This window comes from Sphingomonas sp. LR55, assembly GCF_036856015.1.
GTDB lineage: Bacteria > Pseudomonadota > Alphaproteobacteria > Sphingomonadales > Sphingomonadaceae > Sphingomonas.
In genome coordinates this window covers 2,627,605-2,644,634 of sequence record NZ_JASPFO010000001.1, presented here as the reverse complement: position 1 = coordinate 2,644,634, position 17,030 = coordinate 2,627,605, and the positions used below count along the sequence as shown (strand labels likewise).

General features: G+C 66.0%; 13 protein-coding genes and 5 pseudogenes. 13 read left to right on the top strand and 5 right to left on the bottom strand.

What is annotated here, in order from left to right; translation table 11 throughout:
- Positions 1–4: 4 nt before the first annotated feature.
- Positions 5–1,817: pseudogene (locus QP181_RS12555) on the bottom strand (DUF885 domain-containing protein).
- Between the two features lie 207 nt (positions 1,818–2,024).
- Between QP181_RS12555 and QP181_RS12550 the strand changes: the two are divergent.
- Positions 2,025–2,192, top strand: coding sequence for a hypothetical protein (locus tag QP181_RS12550; RefSeq protein WP_332754891.1), 168 nt, complete (start codon positions 2,025–2,027; stop codon positions 2,190–2,192).
- A gap of 53 nt (positions 2,193–2,245) precedes the next feature.
- Here QP181_RS12550 and QP181_RS12545 read toward each other — a convergent pair.
- Positions 2,246–3,287, bottom strand: a pseudogene (locus QP181_RS12545) (mannose-1-phosphate guanylyltransferase).
- A gap of 219 nt (positions 3,288–3,506) precedes the next feature.
- Between QP181_RS12545 and QP181_RS12540 the strand changes: the two are divergent.
- From QP181_RS12540 to QP181_RS12500, 9 genes are all read left to right on the top strand, one after another.
- Entirely contained in the window at positions 3,507–4,895 is a 1,389-nt protein-coding gene (locus QP181_RS12540) for a TIGR03013 family XrtA/PEP-CTERM system glycosyltransferase (protein ID WP_132736501.1), read from the top strand.
- Between the two features lie 19 nt (positions 4,896–4,914).
- Complete coding sequence (gene prsK, locus QP181_RS12535) at positions 4,915–6,954, top strand: XrtA/PEP-CTERM system histidine kinase PrsK (RefSeq protein ID WP_333928711.1); 2,040 nt, start codon at positions 4,915–4,917, stop codon at positions 6,952–6,954.
- On the top strand, positions 6,951–8,321 hold the full coding sequence (gene prsR / locus QP181_RS12530; RefSeq protein WP_333928710.1) for a PEP-CTERM-box response regulator transcription factor: 1,371 nt from the start codon (positions 6,951–6,953) through the stop codon (positions 8,319–8,321). Before prsK ends, prsR begins: the two co-directional genes overlap by 4 nt.
- Complete coding sequence (locus QP181_RS12525) at positions 8,314–8,889, top strand: hypothetical protein (RefSeq protein WP_333928709.1); 576 nt, start codon at positions 8,314–8,316, stop codon at positions 8,887–8,889. Before prsR ends, QP181_RS12525 begins: the two co-directional genes overlap by 8 nt.
- Complete coding sequence (locus tag QP181_RS12520; protein WP_333928708.1) at positions 8,795–9,028, top strand: tetratricopeptide repeat protein; 234 nt, start codon at positions 8,795–8,797, stop codon at positions 9,026–9,028. Before QP181_RS12525 ends, QP181_RS12520 begins: the two co-directional genes overlap by 95 nt.
- A complete protein-coding gene (locus QP181_RS12515; protein ID WP_333929694.1) occupies positions 8,937–9,377 on the top strand; it encodes a hypothetical protein in 441 nt (146 codons plus the stop codon). Before QP181_RS12520 ends, QP181_RS12515 begins: the two co-directional genes overlap by 92 nt.
- Positions 9,377–9,712: a tetratricopeptide repeat protein gene (locus QP181_RS12510; RefSeq protein ID WP_333928707.1), complete on the top strand. Its 336-nt coding sequence runs from the start codon at positions 9,377–9,379 to the stop codon at positions 9,710–9,712. The genes QP181_RS12515 and QP181_RS12510 overlap by 1 nt, the downstream gene beginning before the upstream one ends.
- Positions 9,642–10,319, top strand: a complete 678-nt coding sequence (locus QP181_RS12505; RefSeq protein WP_333928706.1) for a tetratricopeptide repeat protein — start codon at positions 9,642–9,644, stop codon at positions 10,317–10,319. The genes QP181_RS12510 and QP181_RS12505 overlap by 71 nt, the downstream gene beginning before the upstream one ends.
- Before the next feature lie 85 nt (positions 10,320–10,404).
- Entirely contained in the window at positions 10,405–11,226 is an 822-nt protein-coding gene (locus QP181_RS12500; protein ID WP_333928705.1) for an ATP-binding protein, read from the top strand.
- A 45-nt stretch (positions 11,227–11,271) separates the two neighbouring features.
- On the opposite strand, the gene QP181_RS12495 is transcribed toward QP181_RS12500, so the two are convergent.
- Positions 11,272–11,517, bottom strand: coding sequence for a hypothetical protein (locus QP181_RS12495; protein WP_243693167.1), 246 nt, complete (start codon positions 11,515–11,517; stop codon positions 11,272–11,274).
- A 98-nt stretch (positions 11,518–11,615) separates the two neighbouring features.
- Positions 11,616–13,396: pseudogene (locus tag QP181_RS12490) on the bottom strand (ABC-F family ATP-binding cassette domain-containing protein).
- A gap of 121 nt (positions 13,397–13,517) precedes the next feature.
- Here QP181_RS12490 and QP181_RS12485 point away from each other — a divergent pair.
- The 3 genes and pseudogenes from QP181_RS12485 to QP181_RS12475 all read left to right on the top strand — a co-directional run bounded on the left by QP181_RS12485 (position 13,518) and on the right by QP181_RS12475 (position 15,927).
- The gene (locus QP181_RS12485; protein WP_132736481.1) at positions 13,518–13,832 is read left to right on the top strand and encodes a hypothetical protein; all 315 of its coding nucleotides are present in this window, start codon (positions 13,518–13,520) and stop codon (positions 13,830–13,832) included.
- 23 nt (positions 13,833–13,855) lie between these two features.
- On the top strand, positions 13,856–14,521 hold the full coding sequence (locus QP181_RS12480; RefSeq protein WP_056061146.1) for a response regulator transcription factor: 666 nt from the start codon (positions 13,856–13,858) through the stop codon (positions 14,519–14,521).
- A 97-nt stretch (positions 14,522–14,618) separates the two neighbouring features.
- Positions 14,619–15,927: pseudogene (locus tag QP181_RS12475) on the top strand (sensor histidine kinase).
- Between the two features lie 132 nt (positions 15,928–16,059).
- Here QP181_RS12475 and QP181_RS12470 read toward each other — a convergent pair.
- Positions 16,060–16,960: pseudogene (locus QP181_RS12470) on the bottom strand (prephenate dehydratase).
- Positions 16,961–17,030 lie beyond the last annotated feature (70 nt).

Genomic DNA, 17,030 nt, shown 5'->3' with positions numbered 1-17,030 from the left:
CGACTTACGCCCGCCCGCGTATCGCCGCGATCCGCTCGTCGACGCGGCGTTCCAGGATCGTCAGCGGCATGGCGCCTTCCTTCAGGATGTCGTGAAACTGCTTCAGGTCAAACCGGTCGCCCAGTGCCGCCTTCGCCTTCACCCGAGCCCGCGTCCACGCCATGTGCCCGACCTTGTAGCTGCACGCCTGCCCCGCCTGCGTGCAGTACCGCTCCACCTCGCGCAGCGTCCTTGGCCGCGCAAAGCCGGTCGTCGCGACCATGTAATCGGTAGCCTTCTCGCGGCTCCACTGCTTCGCGTGAATGCCGGTATCGACCACCAGTCGCGTCGCGCGGAACAGGAACGATTGGAGATACCCTGCGCGCTCCAGTGGCGATGCATACGCCCCCAGTTCATCGGCCAGCTGCTCGGCATACAGCGCCCAGCCTTCCGAATAGGCCGAGAAGAAGCCGATTTTCCGCAGCGTCGGAATGTCCTTCGACTCCTGCGCGAGGCTGATCTGGAGGTGATGTCCCGGCACGCCCTCGTGATAGGTGAGCGACGGCAGCGTGTATTTCGGCCAGTCGCGGACGTCCTTCAGATTGACGAAGTAGATCGCCGGACGGCTGCCATCGAGCGAGGCGCGATTGTAATAGCCGTTCGCCGCGCCGTCCTGGATCTCGACCGGTACGCTGCGGATTTCGAGCGGCTGCGTTGGCACCTCCGAAAAGGCCTGGGGCAGCTTGGCGTACATCGCCTTGATACCGTCGTTCAGCCCGGCGATCAGCTCGGTCCGCCCCTCCGCCGTGTTCGCATAGAGCTGGTCCGGCATCACGTTCAGCTTGGCGAGCCGCTCGCCGACCGTCCCCGTCGCATAGCCCTGCGACTTGAGGATGGTGTCGAGCTGGGCGGTGATCTCGGCGACCTGTGCCAGGCCGATCCGGTGGACCTCGTCGGGGCTCATCGTCGTGGTTGTCGCCTGGTTCAGCGCCATCGCGTAGATCGCGTCGCCGTTCGGCACGCGCCAGATTCCGTCGCCGGGCTTGGTCGTCGGCTTTAGTTGCTCGATCAGCGCGATCTGGCGATCGAGTGCGGGATAGACTTTCTCGTCGACGATCTTAGCGGCGCGTGCTTGCCAGTCGCCGGTAAGACCCTTGGCGGCGGCGCGCTTGACGAGCGACTGGACGATGCTCGACGTCGGCGCCGGCTGGCCGCGCAACTTCCGCATCTGGCCGAGCGTCAGGTCGAGCGACCAACCGGGTGCGAGCAACCCGCGCGCTGCCTCCGCCTGCTGCATCGCGCTTTCCTGGTCGAGCACCGTGCCGAACTGGTCGAGCCGCGCCAGATACGCTTCGGCATCGGGCGTCGCGGCGATCGTGTGCGCGGTGTTGAGGAAGTCGGGCACCTGGAAATAAGCGCCGCCCTGCTGGAAGATCCGGTAGGGGCGGATCGGGCTGTCCATGCCGAATTTCTCGGGCGCGGCGATCTGCGTGTTCAGCGAATACCGCACCACTTCGAGGTTCAGCTTGGCCGCTGGCGACAGGCCCGCGCCGTCATAGCGCGCGAGGCTGGCGAGCGCAGCCTTCGTCTCGGCGACATCACGCGCGCTTGTCGGGTGTCCGCGGCGAAAGCTGGCTCTTGAGCCCGGCGAACGGTCCCTTGTCGAGACCCAGCGAGGTCGCGAGTTCAGGCGACCGCGCCACGCTACGCTGGAAAATCCGTTCGAAGTCCGCGTTGAGCGCAGTATCGCTGCCCGACTGCGCAAAAGCCGAAGACGGCAGGAGGGTGGTGGCAAGCGCGGCGACGCCTCCCGATGCGAGGAACTGGCGACGATCCATGACGAATTCTCCCGTGAACTTTCGCGCATCTAAGCCGATCGGCGCACGGACCGCCAGAGCCGGAGGGGCGGAAAATCGGACGCGCGTTTCGCGGGACGGCGCATGCCCCGGAACCAGACCAACGATCGTCGGTTAGACCTGCGAGCCTGGCGGTGTCCTTACCCCCCGAAGGACCCGTCGGGTTTAGTATGCGTGATAGAGGTTGAAGTGCAAAACGAGACAGCCAAACGTCCAGCCGGCGCCCGATTGCAGGATGTCGGCGAAACGCTGCGCTCGTCTTGGCAGACCCCGACCGACACGATGATTACCGATGACATCCCCACGCTGCTGACCCGCTTGTCGCGCGTGCCCAAGGTTCGCCGAAAAGCCGAGTAGAGGCGGGCAGGTGGCCAGACCCGGATCCTGTCGAGGATCCGGGAAAGCTTGGCTCAGTGCGCCGCGTCTGTCTTTGCCGCGTCTGTCTTCGCCGCGTCCGTTTTCATCGCCTCGATCAGCTTCTTGACCTCCTGGCTGCGGCCGCGCGGCATGATCAGGACGTCGTTGCCGCTTGCTACGACGATCAGATCTTCGACCCCGACGAGCGACACGCGGATCCCGTCGCTTCGCACGAAGCACTGCTTGGTATCGATCGCCAGTACGTTGCCGCCGCCTTCGCTGCGATGCGCGTTGCCGGCATCGTCGAGGTCGCTGATCGCGTGCAGGGCGTCCCAGCTGCCGACGTCGTTCCAGCCCATCGCAACCGGTACGACGGCAACGCGCTCGGCCTTCTCCATGACGGCATAATCGATCGAGATCGTCAGGCGACGCCGCGAACGCCGTCGCATCGGGATAGATCCGCGTGCCTTCGGTGCGTGCCTTGTCCATCGCTTCCCGGGTCGCAATCAGGATACCCGGATCGAATTGGGCGAGCGCTTCGAGATAGGCATCTGCCTGGAACAGGAACATGCCGCCGTTCCAGGCATGATCGCCGCTGGCAAGCATCGACTGTGCCTTGTCGAGCGGCGGCTTTTCGACGAACCGCGCGACGCGGTGAACGCCTGGCTGGAGTTCGTCGCCGATCTGAATCCAGCCATAGCCGATCTCGGGCGAGTCCGGCGCGATACCGAACGTGACGAGCCAGCCCTGCGACACCAGCGGCATCGCCGCCTCGATCGCTGCGTGGAATGCGGCGACGTCGTTGATGACGTGGTCGGATGGCATCACGAGCAGCGCGTTACCGCCGCCGCCGGCTGCAATTGCTGCCAGGGCGATCGCTGGCGCGGTGTTGCGACCGGCGGGTTCGAGAATCAGGGCCTGTGGCATAGCGCCAGCATCGGCAAGCTGCTGCTCGACCAGATCGGCGTGACGCGCGTTGGCCACCACGATCGGCGCCGCATAGCGTTCGCCCTGGGTGCGGCCCGCGGTGAGTTGCAGCATCGTTTCGTTTGCCGTCAGTGCCAGCATCTGCTTGGGCATCTCTGGGCGCGACATCGGCCACAGGCGTGTGCCGGAACCGCCTGAAAGTATCACGGGAACGATCGTACGTACGGTCATGGAGCCTCCTGCCGGTCGCGCTATAGTGCCGGCGTTAGCTTCGCAATCGTCAAGTGGCCCAAGCGGTTGCAGGGTCTTCAGCCTTTTTTGGGAATTGCTGCCAAGCTCTGTCCAGCGCCGGCAGATTTTACAGATAGGCGTCGGGAACAACGGACCATGATACGGCTCTTCAAGCACTATGTACCCCATGTGGTCCTGATGCTCGGTCTGGTCGATCTGGTGCTGCTCATCACGTCCGCGGAGATCGGCTGGGTCGTCCGCGCGCACCAGATCGGTATGCAGGTCGAGCCGATCCAGACCCGTATCGGGCAGTTGCTTACTTTTGCGTTCGCCTTGCAGGTGTCGCTGGTGGCAGTCGGCGCGTACGGCGTGGCGTCGTTCCTGTCGCTGCGCTTTGCCGCCGCGCGGCTCGCGGTGGCGCTGTCGATCGGCGTGATGTTCTTGTCGTTGATCTTCTTCCTGGTACCGCCGCTTGCGCTGTGGCGCTCCAATCTTCTCTATTCGACCGTCATCGCGACGGTGTTGCTCGTCACGGTTCGCGCGCTGCTCGGCAAGACGCTGGGTGGCGAAACGTTCAAGCGGCGCATCGTCGTGTTGGGCGCGGGGGTGCGTGCCGCCCAGATCCTGAGCCTGTCGGGACAGCCCGGGGTAAACTTCATCGTCGCCAAGTTCGTCTTGATGGGAGAGACCGAGCCGGTCGTCCAGGGAGCGCTGCCGCGTGGCGATATTCCCAATCTGGCGGCTTATATCGTCGATCAGAATGCGAGTGAGGTCGTGCTCGCACTCGACGAACGCCGCAATGCGCTGCCGATGAAGGATCTGCTCCGCGTCCGTACCACGGGCGTCCAGGTCAGCGAGATATCGAGCTTCCTCGAACGCGAGACGGGGCGGATCGACCTCAAGAGCGTGAACCCGTCCTGGTTGATCTTCTCCGACGGGTTTGCCTCGAGCCGGATGCTGTCGAGCGTATTCAAGCGGGCGTTCGACATCATCGCCGGCGGGCTGCTGCTGGCGATCACCTTGCCGATCATCCTGGTCACTGCGGTCGCGATCAAGCTCGAGTCGAAAGGGCCGGCCTTCTACCGTCAGCGTCGCGTCGGCCTCTACAGCGAGGGGTTCGATATCCTGAAGCTGCGATCGATGCGGCAGGATGCCGAAGTGTCGGGCAAGGCAGTGTGGGCGGCGGAGGACGATCCCCGGATCACGCGGATCGGTCGCTTCATCCGAAAGGTCCGGATCGACGAACTGCCGCAGACCTGGACCGTGCTGAAGGGCGAGATGAGCTTTGTCGGCCCGCGCCCCGAACGGCCCCAGTTCGTCGAGCAGCTCGAGGAGCAACTCCCCTATTACGCCGAGCGGCACATGGTGAAGCCCGGCATTACCGGCTGGGCACAGATCAACTATCCCTATGGCGCATCGATCGAGGACGCCCGGCACAAGCTCGAATACGACCTTTATTACGCCAAGAATTATTCGCCGTTTCTCGACCTGCTGATCCTGTTGCAGACGCTGCGCGTCGTGCTGTGGCCGGCGGGGGCACGATGAGCGTCGTGATGTCCCAGGCATGATCACAACGTTAACCCTGTGGAGTTACGCGCTGGCCGCTCTGCTGTTCGGTGCGCTGGCGCTGACCCAGGTCCGGCAGCCGAGCGGTCAATGGCCGCATGCCGCGTTCGTCGTTGCGCTCGCGACGACAAGCCTTTGGGCGCTTGCGGTCGCCGGGATCGACACACGCGATGTCGCGACACGGATCGTCGCAAGCGCGCGCGACATCGCGTGGCTCGGCTTCATGCTCGCGCTCGTCCGGCGCGATCGCGCCGGCAATTATGCGCTCGGCGCGGTGTATTTCGTGGTGATGGCGCTTGCCGGAACCGCGGCGATGCTCGCGGTTGCCGTGCGGATGGGGCTGGACGCCGACGCGCTGACGGCGGTCGAGTCGGCCCGTGTCGTATTTCGAATGATGAGCGCGGTCAGCGGTCTGGTGCTGGTCCACCATCTGTACCAGGCGGCACCTCCGTCGCGGGGCGGCATCCGTCTTGTCGTGCTCGCGCTCGCAGCGATGTGGGGCGTCGACCTGCTCGTGTCTGCGGGCGTGTATTTTGACATGCGGTGGATGCCCGCGGCGATCGTCGTGCGCGGCATCGTCATGACCGGCGTCGCGGCGTTGCTGGTGGTCGGCGTACACCGCAGCGGTGACTGGACGCTCGCCTTGTCGCGGCCGATCACGGTGCGTGCGCTGTCGACGGTGGCGTTGATCCTGTACGCCGGCCTGACCGCGCTCGCGACCAGCATCGCCGCCAGCTATGCTGGTCCCTATGTCCGCGTCGCCCAGACCGCGATCGTCTTTGGTGCGACCGCCGGCGCGCTGGCGATGCTCTCGACCCCGTGGCTGCGGGCCTGGACCAAGGTGAAGGTCGCCAAGCATCTCTTTCGTCATCGCTATGACTACCGTGCGGAATGGCAACGCTTTACCGACACGCTGGGCAAGCCGGCGGCCGGTGCCGATACGCTGCACGCGCGTGTCGTAAAGTCGATCGCCGACCTGACCGACTCGCCGGGTGGCCTGTTGCTGGTGGCCGACGGCATATCGCTAGGGCCGGAAGCCATGTGGAACTGGGACTGTGCCGCCACCGGTCCGCAGGATGACACGCTGGCCCGGTTCCTCGCCAGGGACGCCCGGATCATCGAACTGGATCGTGTCCGCGCAGGCACCGCGCCGGCTGAGGACATGGCCAGCGTTCCCCGCTGGCTTCAGGAATGCCCGGATGCATGGGCGATCGTCCCGCTGATCCATGGCGGCGCGCTGGTAGGGGCGATCGTGCTCGCGCGACCACCCGTCGACCGGGCGCTAGACTGGGAGGATTTCGACCTGCTCCGGGTCGCCGGGCGGCAGGCGGCAAGCTATCTGGCCGAGGGCCGGGCGCATGCCGCACTTGCCGATGCGGCGCGGTTCGACGAGTTCAACCGGCGCTTCGCGTTTATCCTGCACGACATCAAGAACCTCGTTAGCCAATTGACGCTGGTCGCGCGCAATGCCGAGCGCCATGCCGACAATCCCGAGTTTCGCGTCGATATGGTGGCCACCCTCAAGGATTCTTCAGACCGCATGAACGTGTTGCTCGCTCGTCTCTCGCAGCATGGCCCGGTCCGCGGAGAGCCGCTTCAGCCACTCGACGTCGCGGCGATCGTCGAGCGCGTCGCAGCCAGCCGACGTGGCCAGCACCCGATCGCCGCGCGCGCCGCGTCGGTTTTCGCGCTCGGTCACGCCGCGCGTCTCGAACAGGTACTGGGTCATCTCGTCCAGAATGCGATCGAGGCGAGCGATGCCGATGCGCCCATCCTGCTGTCGGTCGAGACGGTCGGCGACCGGGTCGCGGTCGACGTGATCGATCATGGCAGCGGAATGGCGCCAGGCTTTGTGCGCGACCAGCTGTTCCGCCCGTTCGTCTCCTCGAAACCGACAGGATTCGGTATCGGTGCGTTCGAGGCACGCCAGCTGGTGCATGCGATGGGCGGCGCGCTCGATGTCACTAGTCGCGAAGGTGAGGGGACCCGGTTCCGCGTCCTGCTTCCTGCGGTCGCGTCGCTGGAGGCGGCGGCATGAGCGGCGGCACGAGCGAGGGACCGCGGCGGGTCCTGCTGATCGTTGAGGACGATGTTGGGCTTCAGCGTCAGCTTCGCTGGGCGTATGAGGGGTATGAGATCGTCGTTGCCAGCGATCGGACACAGGCGCTGGATGCGATCCGCGCGCATGAGCCCGCCGTCGTCACACTCGACCTGGGGTTACCGCCCGACCCGGACGGCGTCACCGAAGGGTTCGCCACGCTGCGCGACATCCTCGCCATCAAGCCCGATACCAAGGTGATCGTCGCCTCTGGCCACGGCGCGCGTGAAAGCGCGTTGCAGGCGATTGCCGACGGAGCCTGGGATTTCTACGCCAAGCCGATCGATATCGATGCGCTGGGCATGATCGTCAGTCGCGCGTTTCACGTCCACGCGCTGGAGGCCGAAAACCGACGCCTCGCGGCACGGATCGACGCAGGCGGGTTCGGTGGCCTTATCAGCGCGTCGCCCGAGATGGCGGCGGTCACGCGTACGCTGGAGCGAGTCGCCCCCGCCAACGTCTCGGTGATGCTGCTCGGTGCGAGTGGTACCGGCAAGGAACTGCTCGCGCGCGGACTCCACGACGCCTCGCCGCGATCGCGCGGCAATTTCGTCGCGATCAACTGCGCGGCGATTCCCGAGACGTTGCTCGAAAGCGAGTTGTTCGGTCACGAAAAAGGCGCGTTCACGGGCGCCGTGAAGACGACCGAAGGCAAGATCGAACAGGCAGCCGGTGGCACGCTCTTCCTCGACGAGATCGGCGACGTGCCGCTCGCGCTTCAGGTCAAGCTGTTGCGGTTTCTTCAGGAGCGCGTGATCGAACGCGTCGGCGGGCGCAAAGCGATCCCGGTCGACACCCGGATCGTCTGCGCGACGCACCAGAATGTCGACGCGATGGTCGCCGACGGGCGGTTCCGCGAAGACTTGTATTACCGCCTCGCGGAGATCGTCGTACGGATCCCCGCGCTGGCCGATCGGACCGGCGACGCGGTATTGCTCGCGCGTCACTTCGTCACGCGCTACGCCACGTCGATGAACCCCGTCGTCACCGGCCTTGCTCCCGACGCGCGTGCTGCGATCGATGGCTGGGGGTGGCCGGGCAACGTCCGCGAACTGGAGAACCGGATCAAGCGTGCGGTCATCATGGCGGACGGCAAGCTGATCACCGCAACCGACCTCGATCTCGACGGCAAGGCGGAGGACGCATCCATGCTCAATCTGCGCGCCGCGCGCGAGCTCGCCGATCGCAAGGCGATCCGTCAGGCGCTCGCGCGCTCGGATGGCAATATCGCGGGGGCATCGCGGTTGCTCGGGATCAGCCGACCGACGCTGTACGATCTGCTGAAAAGCTACGATCTCCATGCCTGAGGCGACCTATCCGATGCTGCGGCGGCGCCGGCGGCGGCGGTTCAGGATGCCGATCGCGCTGTCCGCCGTGCTGTCCGGCAATCGTCCGCGGCTGCTCGCGATCTGCGTGTTGTGTCTGCTGGTGGTGGCGATCGGTGTCGGATTGGCGATGCGCTCGCCGCGGCCCGATGCGCGCCGGTCGCTTGCCGACAGCCTGACGACGTTGGAGGCAGGGAATTACAGCGCGGCGCGGACCAATGCGCAAGCGGCCGTCGCCGCGATGCCGACGCTGGGAATCGCCCATGCCGTGCTGGCGCGCGCCTATCTCGAACTCGGCGACGGGCTTGCAGCCGAAGCCGAGCTCGCACGAGCGGTCGATGCCGGGCTGTCCGCGGATCGGCTGCACCAGCTTCTGGCGCATGCACGCTTGTTGCAGGGCGACGCGGAAGGCGCGATCGACGAAGCCGCAGCGGCGCAGCCTCGCTACGCTGCCTATGCTCAGCGTATCCAGGCGCGCGCTTGCGTCGCAGGGCAAGCTGGCCGACGCACGCACAATCCTGCAGACGCTGCTCGACGGCGCGCCGGATGACTCAGCGGCATGGACCGATCTCGGCCGTATCCGACTGACTGCCGGCGATGTCGGCGATGCATCGGTCGCCGCAGCGCGCGGTGGCGCTGGCACCGCGCGAGCCCTCCGCACTGACGCTGCAGGGCGAGGTGATCCGTGACCGCTACGGGTTGGTGGCGGCGCTCCCGTGGTTCGAAGCAGCGCTCAAGCGCGATGCCTATTACCATCCGGCGCTGATCGAATATGCCGCGACGTTGGGCGACGTCGGACGCAACGCCGACATGCTGGTCGCGACGCGGCGCGCATTGCAGGCCCGACCGGGTAGCCCCCAGGCGCTGTATCTCCAGGCGGTGCTCGCCGCGCGGGCAGGGCGAATCGACCTGGCCCGTGCGCTGCTTCGGCGCACGGGGGAGCGATTGGTGGCCTGCCGGGCGCGTTGCTGCTTTCGGCGAACCTCGATCATGCGCAGGGTAAGTTCGAACAGGCCGCGACCACCTGGCGCCAGCTGATGACCGAACAGCCGCTCAACATCGTCGCCCGACGCTTGCTGGGCGCGGCTCTGCTGCGTTCCGGCGATCCGCGTGGCGCGCTCGACGTGCTGCGACCGATCGGATTGCGCCGCGACGCCGACAGCTACACGCTCATGTTGATCGCGCGCGCCTGCGAAGCCACCGGCGACCGGGCTATGGCCGCACAATTTCTCGACCGCGCTGCGACCGGCCCCGCCGCACCTGCCGCTGCGTTTGCGACTGACGATCTCGCTTGGCGCATTGATGGCCGGGGCCGATACCGCGATCGACGACCCGACCTATGTTCTTGGCGTGATCCGCGGCCAACTTGCTAGTGGCGATACCGCAGGCGCGATCACGCGTGCGCGTACGCTGGTAGCGGCGGGGCCGGGGGCACCGGCCGCGCAGCTGGCACTCGGCGACTCGCTGGTCGCCGCGGGGCGTTTTGGCGAGGCCGCCGGCACCTATGCGCGTGCGGCGGACCTCGCGTTCGACGAGCCGACCATGCTCAGGCTGGTCGACGCCCTGGGCCGCGCTGGTCGCGGTGAGGATGCCGCGGCGTCGCTCGCTTTGTATCTGTCGCAGAACCCTCAGAGCGTGGCCGGACAGCGGCTGCTAGGCCATTGGCAGGTTGCGTCGGGCGATTGGGGGCGGGCGATCGAGACGTTGGAAGGCCTCCGCCGCCGTGTTGGCAACCGCGATGGCGGCGTGCTCGTCGATCTTGCGCTGGCCTATGCGGGAAGCGACGATGGCGCGATCGCGGTCCGCTACGGCCGCGCGGCCTATGCCTTGATGCCGATGAACGCCGCTGCCGCCGATGCCTATGGTATCGCGCTGGCGGCGAGCGGCGATACCGCGGGCGCTCGGCAGGTGCTGGTCAAGGCGACCCGGCTTGCACCGGACGATGGCGCGATCGCAGGACATCTCCGCCAACTCGGTTGAAGGCCCGTCCAGTCGGTGCATTTCCAGCTGAACGCTGTCTCGTTGGATGCTTGTTCAACCGGCTGCAAGCCGCCAAGAGCGAGCCATGACCGACCCATTGGACCGCATCGCCGCCGCGCTGGAGCGGCTTTCGCCGCCGCCGCCGCCGCCGGCCGATCCCCTTATTCACCCCGCCTATGTCTGGCGTAGCGGATCATTGATTCCGGTCCGCCGCTTCGCGCCGCTTGCGCTCGACATGCTGATCGGCGTCGATCGTCAGAAGGCTGCGCTGATCGCGAACCTGCGTCATCTGGCGACCGGCTATGCTGCGCAGGACGTATTGCTGTGGGGCGCGCGCGGCACGGGCAAGTCGGCGCTGGTGAAGAGCGCGGTCGCAGCGGTGCAGGGGGAAGCGCGGGATGTAACATCGCCTGGTGATCTCGCGCTGGTCGAGGTGTCGGACCTGAGCGGGCTACCGGCATTGTTCGATGCGTTGGCGCGGGTCGATCGCGCCTTCGTGGTGTTCATCGACGATCTGGGGTTCGATGTGCCGGCCGATGCGCGCGCGCTGCGATCGATCCTGGAGGGCGGGGCAGAGCCGAGGCCCGCCAATGTTCGCTTGGTCGTCACCGCAAACCGTCGGCATCTCGCGCCACGTGATATCGCCGAACAGGAAAGCGCGATCAATCCGCGCGACTCGGCGGACGACCATATGGCCTTGGCAGACCGTTTCGGTCTCAGCCTGGGCTTTCACGCGCTGGATCAGGATGGGTATCTTGCGATCGTTGCGGCCTATGCCAGAGCAAACGATCTGGAGTTCGAAACCACCGATGCGGTTTCGTGGGCGACGCGTCGCGGGAGCCGTTCGGGCCGCGTAGCGTGGCAGTTCATCGTGGATCTCGCGGGTCGGGCCGGTAAGCCGCTCTAGCCGCGAAACGAGTGGGCCGACGCGTTTGGCGTCGGCCCGAAACGCTTAGTTGCTGTCCGAATCGTCGTTGTTATCGTCCTTGACGATAGCAATCACGCCGATGGCTGCAACGCCAGCTGCGATCAGGATCGCGAAGATGCCGCCGCCGCCAGCGAGCTCGCTCTTGTTGGCAGTTGCCGAACCCGTGCGTGCGTTCGCAACCGACAGGCTGGCAGGAGCAGCCGACGCTGCAACCGAGGTGGTCATCATTGCAACAGCAAGTGCGCTGCCGGTAAGGGCCTTGAGCTTCATAAACATCTCCACAATAAACGAACCGAACTGCCGCAACGCAGCAATTGCAAGCTGGTTCCCCTAGTTATCAAAGGCATAAAAGTCCAGCTAAATCTAGTTTAAGACGTGCCTTCAACCATTTCTGCAAGCTCGAGCCAGCGTAGCTCGGCCGACTCCTTCTCCGCCCGCGCGGTTTCGATCGCCTTGGTCAGTCTCGCGAACGTCGCAGTATCGCGCATGTACAGGTCGGGCTTGGCGAGTTTAGCCGCATCGGCCGCCATCTGCGCGTCGAGTTCCTCGATTCGTTTGGGCAGCAATTCATAGTCTCGCTGATCCTTGTACGTCAGTTTCGCGCGGGGGCGGCAGCCGGCGGTGCAGTGGCGGCGACCTTCTTCGAGGCGCGCTTGCCGGTCGTCGTCGAGGCGCGACGCTTTTCCCAATCCTCATACCCGCCCGCGACGACGTCGACCGTCCCCGACCCGTCCAGCCCGAGCGTGATCGTCACGGTGCGGTCGAGAAAGTCGCGGTCATGGCTGACGATCAGCACGGTGCCGTCGTAATCGCCGATCACCTCCTGCAACAGGTCGAGCGTCTCGAGATCGAGATCGTTGGTCGGCTCGTCGAGCACCAGCAGGTTCGATGGCTTGGCGAACTCGCGTGCCAGCAACAGCCGCGAACGCTCGCCACCCGACAGCGAGCCGATCTTCGCGTCGACCATGTTCGGGTCGAACAGGAAGTCCTTCAGATAGCCGTGGATGTGCTTGCGCACGCCGAGCACGTCGATCCATTCGCCGCCGTCGACGACGACTTCGCGGACCGTCTTCTCCGGCGCCATCAGGCTGCGCTGCTGATCGATCACGACTGCGTCCAGCGTCTGTGCCAGCTTGATCGAGCCGCTGTCGGGCTGGATCTCGCCGGTGAGCAGCTTCAACAGCGTCGATTTGCCCGCGCCGTTGCGGCCGACGATGCCGATGCGGTCGCCGCGCGTCACCCGGAGCGTCAGGTCGCCGATGATCGTGCGGTCGCCATACGCCTTGGTGACGTTCTTGGCGTCGATCACGACCTTCGTCTTGGAGTCGTCGCTGCTGGTCGTCAGGTTCGCCGACCCCTGCGGCCCGATCATCGACGCACGTTCGGCGCGCATCTCGTGCAGCTTGGTCAGGCGACCCTGGTTGCGCTTGCGACGGCCGGTGACGCCGCGCAGCAGCCAATGCTCCTCCAGCTTCAGGCGTGCATCGAGTTTCTCGGCCTGGCGCTGTTCCTCGGCATAGACCTGCTCGGTCCACGCCTCGAACCCGCCGAAGCCGACCTCCGCGCGGCGGATCGCGCCGCGATCGAGCCACAAGGTCTGCTTGGTCAGGCGGGTCAGGAAGGTGCGATCATGGCTGATGACGACGAACGCGCCGCGGAAGCGCTTGAGCCACTCCTCGATCCACTCGATCGCGCCGATGTCGAGATGGTTGGTCGGCTCGTCGAGCAGCAGCACGTCGGGGTCCTGCGACAACGCGCGGACGATCGCCGCGCGGCGCCGCTCGCCACCCGACGCCGACGCCGCCTCGCGCGAGAGGTCGATGCCGAGCTGATCCGCGATCGAATCCGCTTCGTAATTCACCGGCGCGTCGTCGCCCGCCATCACGTAATCGCGCAACGTCGCGAAGCCGCGCAGGTCGGGCTCCTGCTCGAGGATCACGACGCGGGTGCCGGGGACGATCACTCGGCGGCCTTCGTCGGCGATGACGCTGCCGCCGAGCAGTTTGAGCAAGGTCGTCTTGCCGGCGCCGTTGCGGCCGATCAGTGCGAGCCGGTCGCGCGGGCCGATGTGGATGTCGAGGTTGCGAAAGAGCCATCCCGAGCCCTGGACGAGTCCGAGGCCTTCGAATGCTAAGATTGGTGCTGCCATGTTCGCGCCACGTAGGGGCGCCAAGTGATGCAGGCAAGTTACACCGTCGTGGTAACCGGCGTCAGGACCATGCGCCGCCTCATTCACAGGCTGTTCAATGCGCAGGCCCTATGCCACGGCGATGAAGATGTTGCTTTTCCTTGCGACCTTGGCCGCGGCGCCTTTGCTGATGGGTGCGGCACCCCTGTTGGTGGGCGAGCCCCCGCAACGTCGCAGCGACCAGATGTCGGCGTTGGAGGCGCGCAGGACCGGAGCGCCGTCTTTGCGCGAGATCGAGTCGCGCGTGATCCCGACGATGAAGGGGGCGCAGTATCTCGGCTCGGACTATGATTCGGGCAGCGCCATTTACACGCTGAAATTCCTGCGCGATGGAACCGTCATCTGGGTCGACGTCGATGGCCGCACCGGCCAGATCGTCGGCCGCACGGGTCGCTGAAAACCCCAATCGAGAGGATAATCATGCGCGTTCTGATCGTCGAGGACGAGCCGAATCTCGGCCAGCAATTGAAGAATACCCTTGAGGGCGCCGGCTATGCGATCGATCTCGCGGTCGATGGCGAGGAGGGGCATTTCCTCGGTTCGACCGAGAATTACGACGCGGTCGTGCTCGATCTCGGCCTGCCCGAGATTGACGGGCTGACCGTGCTCGACCGCTGGCGGAAAGAGGGCAAGACGATGCCCGTGCTAGTCCTGACTGCACGCGACAGCTGGTCCGACAAGGTCGCCGGGCTCGATGCGGGCGCCGACGACTATGTGGCGAAACCGTTCCAGAGCGAGGAGCTGATTGCGCGTCTGCGGGCGCTGATCCGTCGCGCGAGCGGCAACGCCTCGTCGGAGCTGACCGCGGGCGATATCCGCCTCGACACGCGCAGCGGCAAGGTCACGCGCGCTGGCGAGCCGGTGAAGCTGACCGCGCAGGAGTACAAGCTGCTGAGTTATTTGCTCCATCACAAGGGCAAGGTCGTCAGCCGTACCGAGCTGATCGAGCATATCTACGACCAGGATTTCGATCGCGATTCGAACACGATCGAGGTGTTCGTCACGCGGATTCGCAAGAAGCTCGGCCAGGACGTGATCACGACGATCCGCGGCCTTGGCTACAGCCTCGAAGATCCGGACGCCTGATCGGTCCGGTTATGGACAGCGCGTCGATACCTGCCCCCCAACCGCCGACACGCCGCTCCGCGTGCCGGCGGCGGTGAAGGGATCGCTGTCGCGGCGGATGATCCTGATTGCGGCGGTGTGGATCGGCGTGCTGCTCAGCGGCGGCGGGTTCGCGCTCGACCGCGTGCTGTCGGCGGCGGTGACGCGCAATTTCGACGACCAGCTCGAATACGTCCTCCGCTCGCTACTGAACTCGTCCGAAATCGGTCCTGAGGGCGAGGTGATTTTCACCCGCGAGGCCGTCGCCGACCAGCGATTCCTCGAGCCGTATTCCGGGCTGTATTATCAGGTGTCGGCCAAGGGGCAGGACGACCTGCTGTCACGCTCGCTGTGGGATCGGAAATTGGCGTTCGGCAGCACGCATGACGACCGCACCGCGCATTTTTACGATAGCGCGCAGTTTCCCGACGAGAAGCTGCGGATCGTCGAGCGCGATGCGGTGATCCCCGGCTCCAAGGTGCATTGGCGGTTCCAGGTCGCGCAGAGCCGCGACGGGCTCGATGCGCAGATCACGACGTTGCGTCGAACGCTCGTCCGCAGCTTCGCGCTGCTCGCGCTCGGGCTGATCGTGATGGCGGCGCTGCAGACCTTCTATGGGCTGTGGCCGCTGCGACGGGTGCGCGAGGAGATCGCGCGGATGCGCGCCGGCCAGTCGAACCGGGTGTCGAGCGCGATGCCGGTCGAGGTTGCGCCGATGGTCGAGGAACTCAACGCGCTGATCGAGCATAACGAGCGCCAGGCGGAGGAAGCGCGCCGTCACGCCGGCAACCTCGCGCATGCGCTGAAGACGCCGCTGACGGTGATCATGAACGCTGCCACCGCGCAGTCGGACGATCTCGCCGACACGGTGATCCGCGAGGCGCGGACGATGCGGCGGCAGGTCGATCACCACCTCGCGCGCGCGGGCTGTCGGGCGGCGCGGGTCGGCACATAGCCGCGCGGACGTGTGGCCGAGCCTCGAATCGGTCGAGCGCGCGGTTGGGCGGCTGTATCGGCATGTTCGGATCGACGTGACGGGGCCGCGCGGGCTTCAGGTCCATGTCGAGCGGCAGGATCTCGACGAGATGCTCGGCAATCTGATCGAGAACGCGGCGAAATACGGCGGCGGCAGCGTGTTCGTGACGGTCGGCGCGCAGTCGGGCTTCGTCGAGTTCGTGGTCGAGGACGACGGCGTCGGGATTCCCGAAGAGGAGCGCGTGCGTATCTTCGATCGCGGGGTGCGACTGGATACGGGCAAGCCTGGGACCGGGCTAGGGCTCGCGATCGTGCGCGATGTGGCGGAGATCTACGAGGGGACCGTCGCGCTCGAAGAGAGCGAAGACCTTGGCGGGTTGCTCGTACGGCTCAGGCTGCCCGCGGCGAACTGACGCCGCTTCGATCCTCCCCTGCAAGGGGAGGTGGCAGGCCGAAGGACTGACGGAGGGGTATCGCGCTATCGAGAGGGTTTCACCCCTCCGTCTGGCTGCGCCAGCCACCTCCCCTTGCAGGGCAGGATCACGTCACCCCCGCGAGCGGGCCTGGCGGTACGTCCCCAACACGCGCAGCCACTTCGAATGGAACCCGAGTTCCTCCAATGCATGATCGAGGTTCGTGTCCCCCGGCTTGCCGACCACATCCGCGTAGAACTCGGTCGCGGAAAAGCTGCCATTGCGCTGGTAACTCTCCAGCTTGGTGATGTTGACGCCGTTGGTCGCGAACCCGCCGACCGCCTTGTAAAGCGCGGCGGGAACGTTCTTCACCTCAAAGATCAGCGTCGTCATCCACTCAGCCCCGACCGGCTCCTGCGCCGCCGGCGGCTTGCCGCCGCGTGCAAGAACCACGAACCGGGTCGTGTTGTGATCCGCATCGGCGATGTCGGTCGCGAGCAGCTCCAGCCCGTACAGCCCGGCTGCGGCAGGTGGCGCGAGTGCCGCGATCGCAGGATCGGCGAGTTCTGCGACCTTCGCCGCGGCGCCCGCGGTGTCGGGATAGCTCACCGGCTCGATCCCGTGCGCCTTCAGCCAATGCCGGCACTGGCCGAGCGCCTGCGGATGGCTCATCGCCTGGCGGATGCCGTCTCGCGGGCCGGCGCCCATCAACGCATGGCGGATCGGCAGGAAATGCTCGCCGGTGATCACCAGCCCCGATTCGGGGAGCAGAAAATGGATGTCGGCGACGCGGCCGTGGAGCGAATTTTCGATCGGGATGATCGCGCAGTCGGCGCGGCCGTCCTTCACCGCGTCGATCGCGTCGGAGAAATCGAAGCAGGGCAGGGGCAGGCCGTCTGGGAACGCCTCGACCGCCGCGACATGGCTGTTGGCGCCCGGCGCACCCTGGAACGCGACCGCGCGTGGGGTCTGCCGCAGCGGCCTCGGTCATCCGCGCGACGATCGGGCGGGCGGGTACGGCGAAGTTTTCCATGAGCCGGGCGCCTAGAGAGCCGAGGAGCCATGTTCAAGCGCGGCTTGCGGTGCGCGCCCGCGTTTTCTAT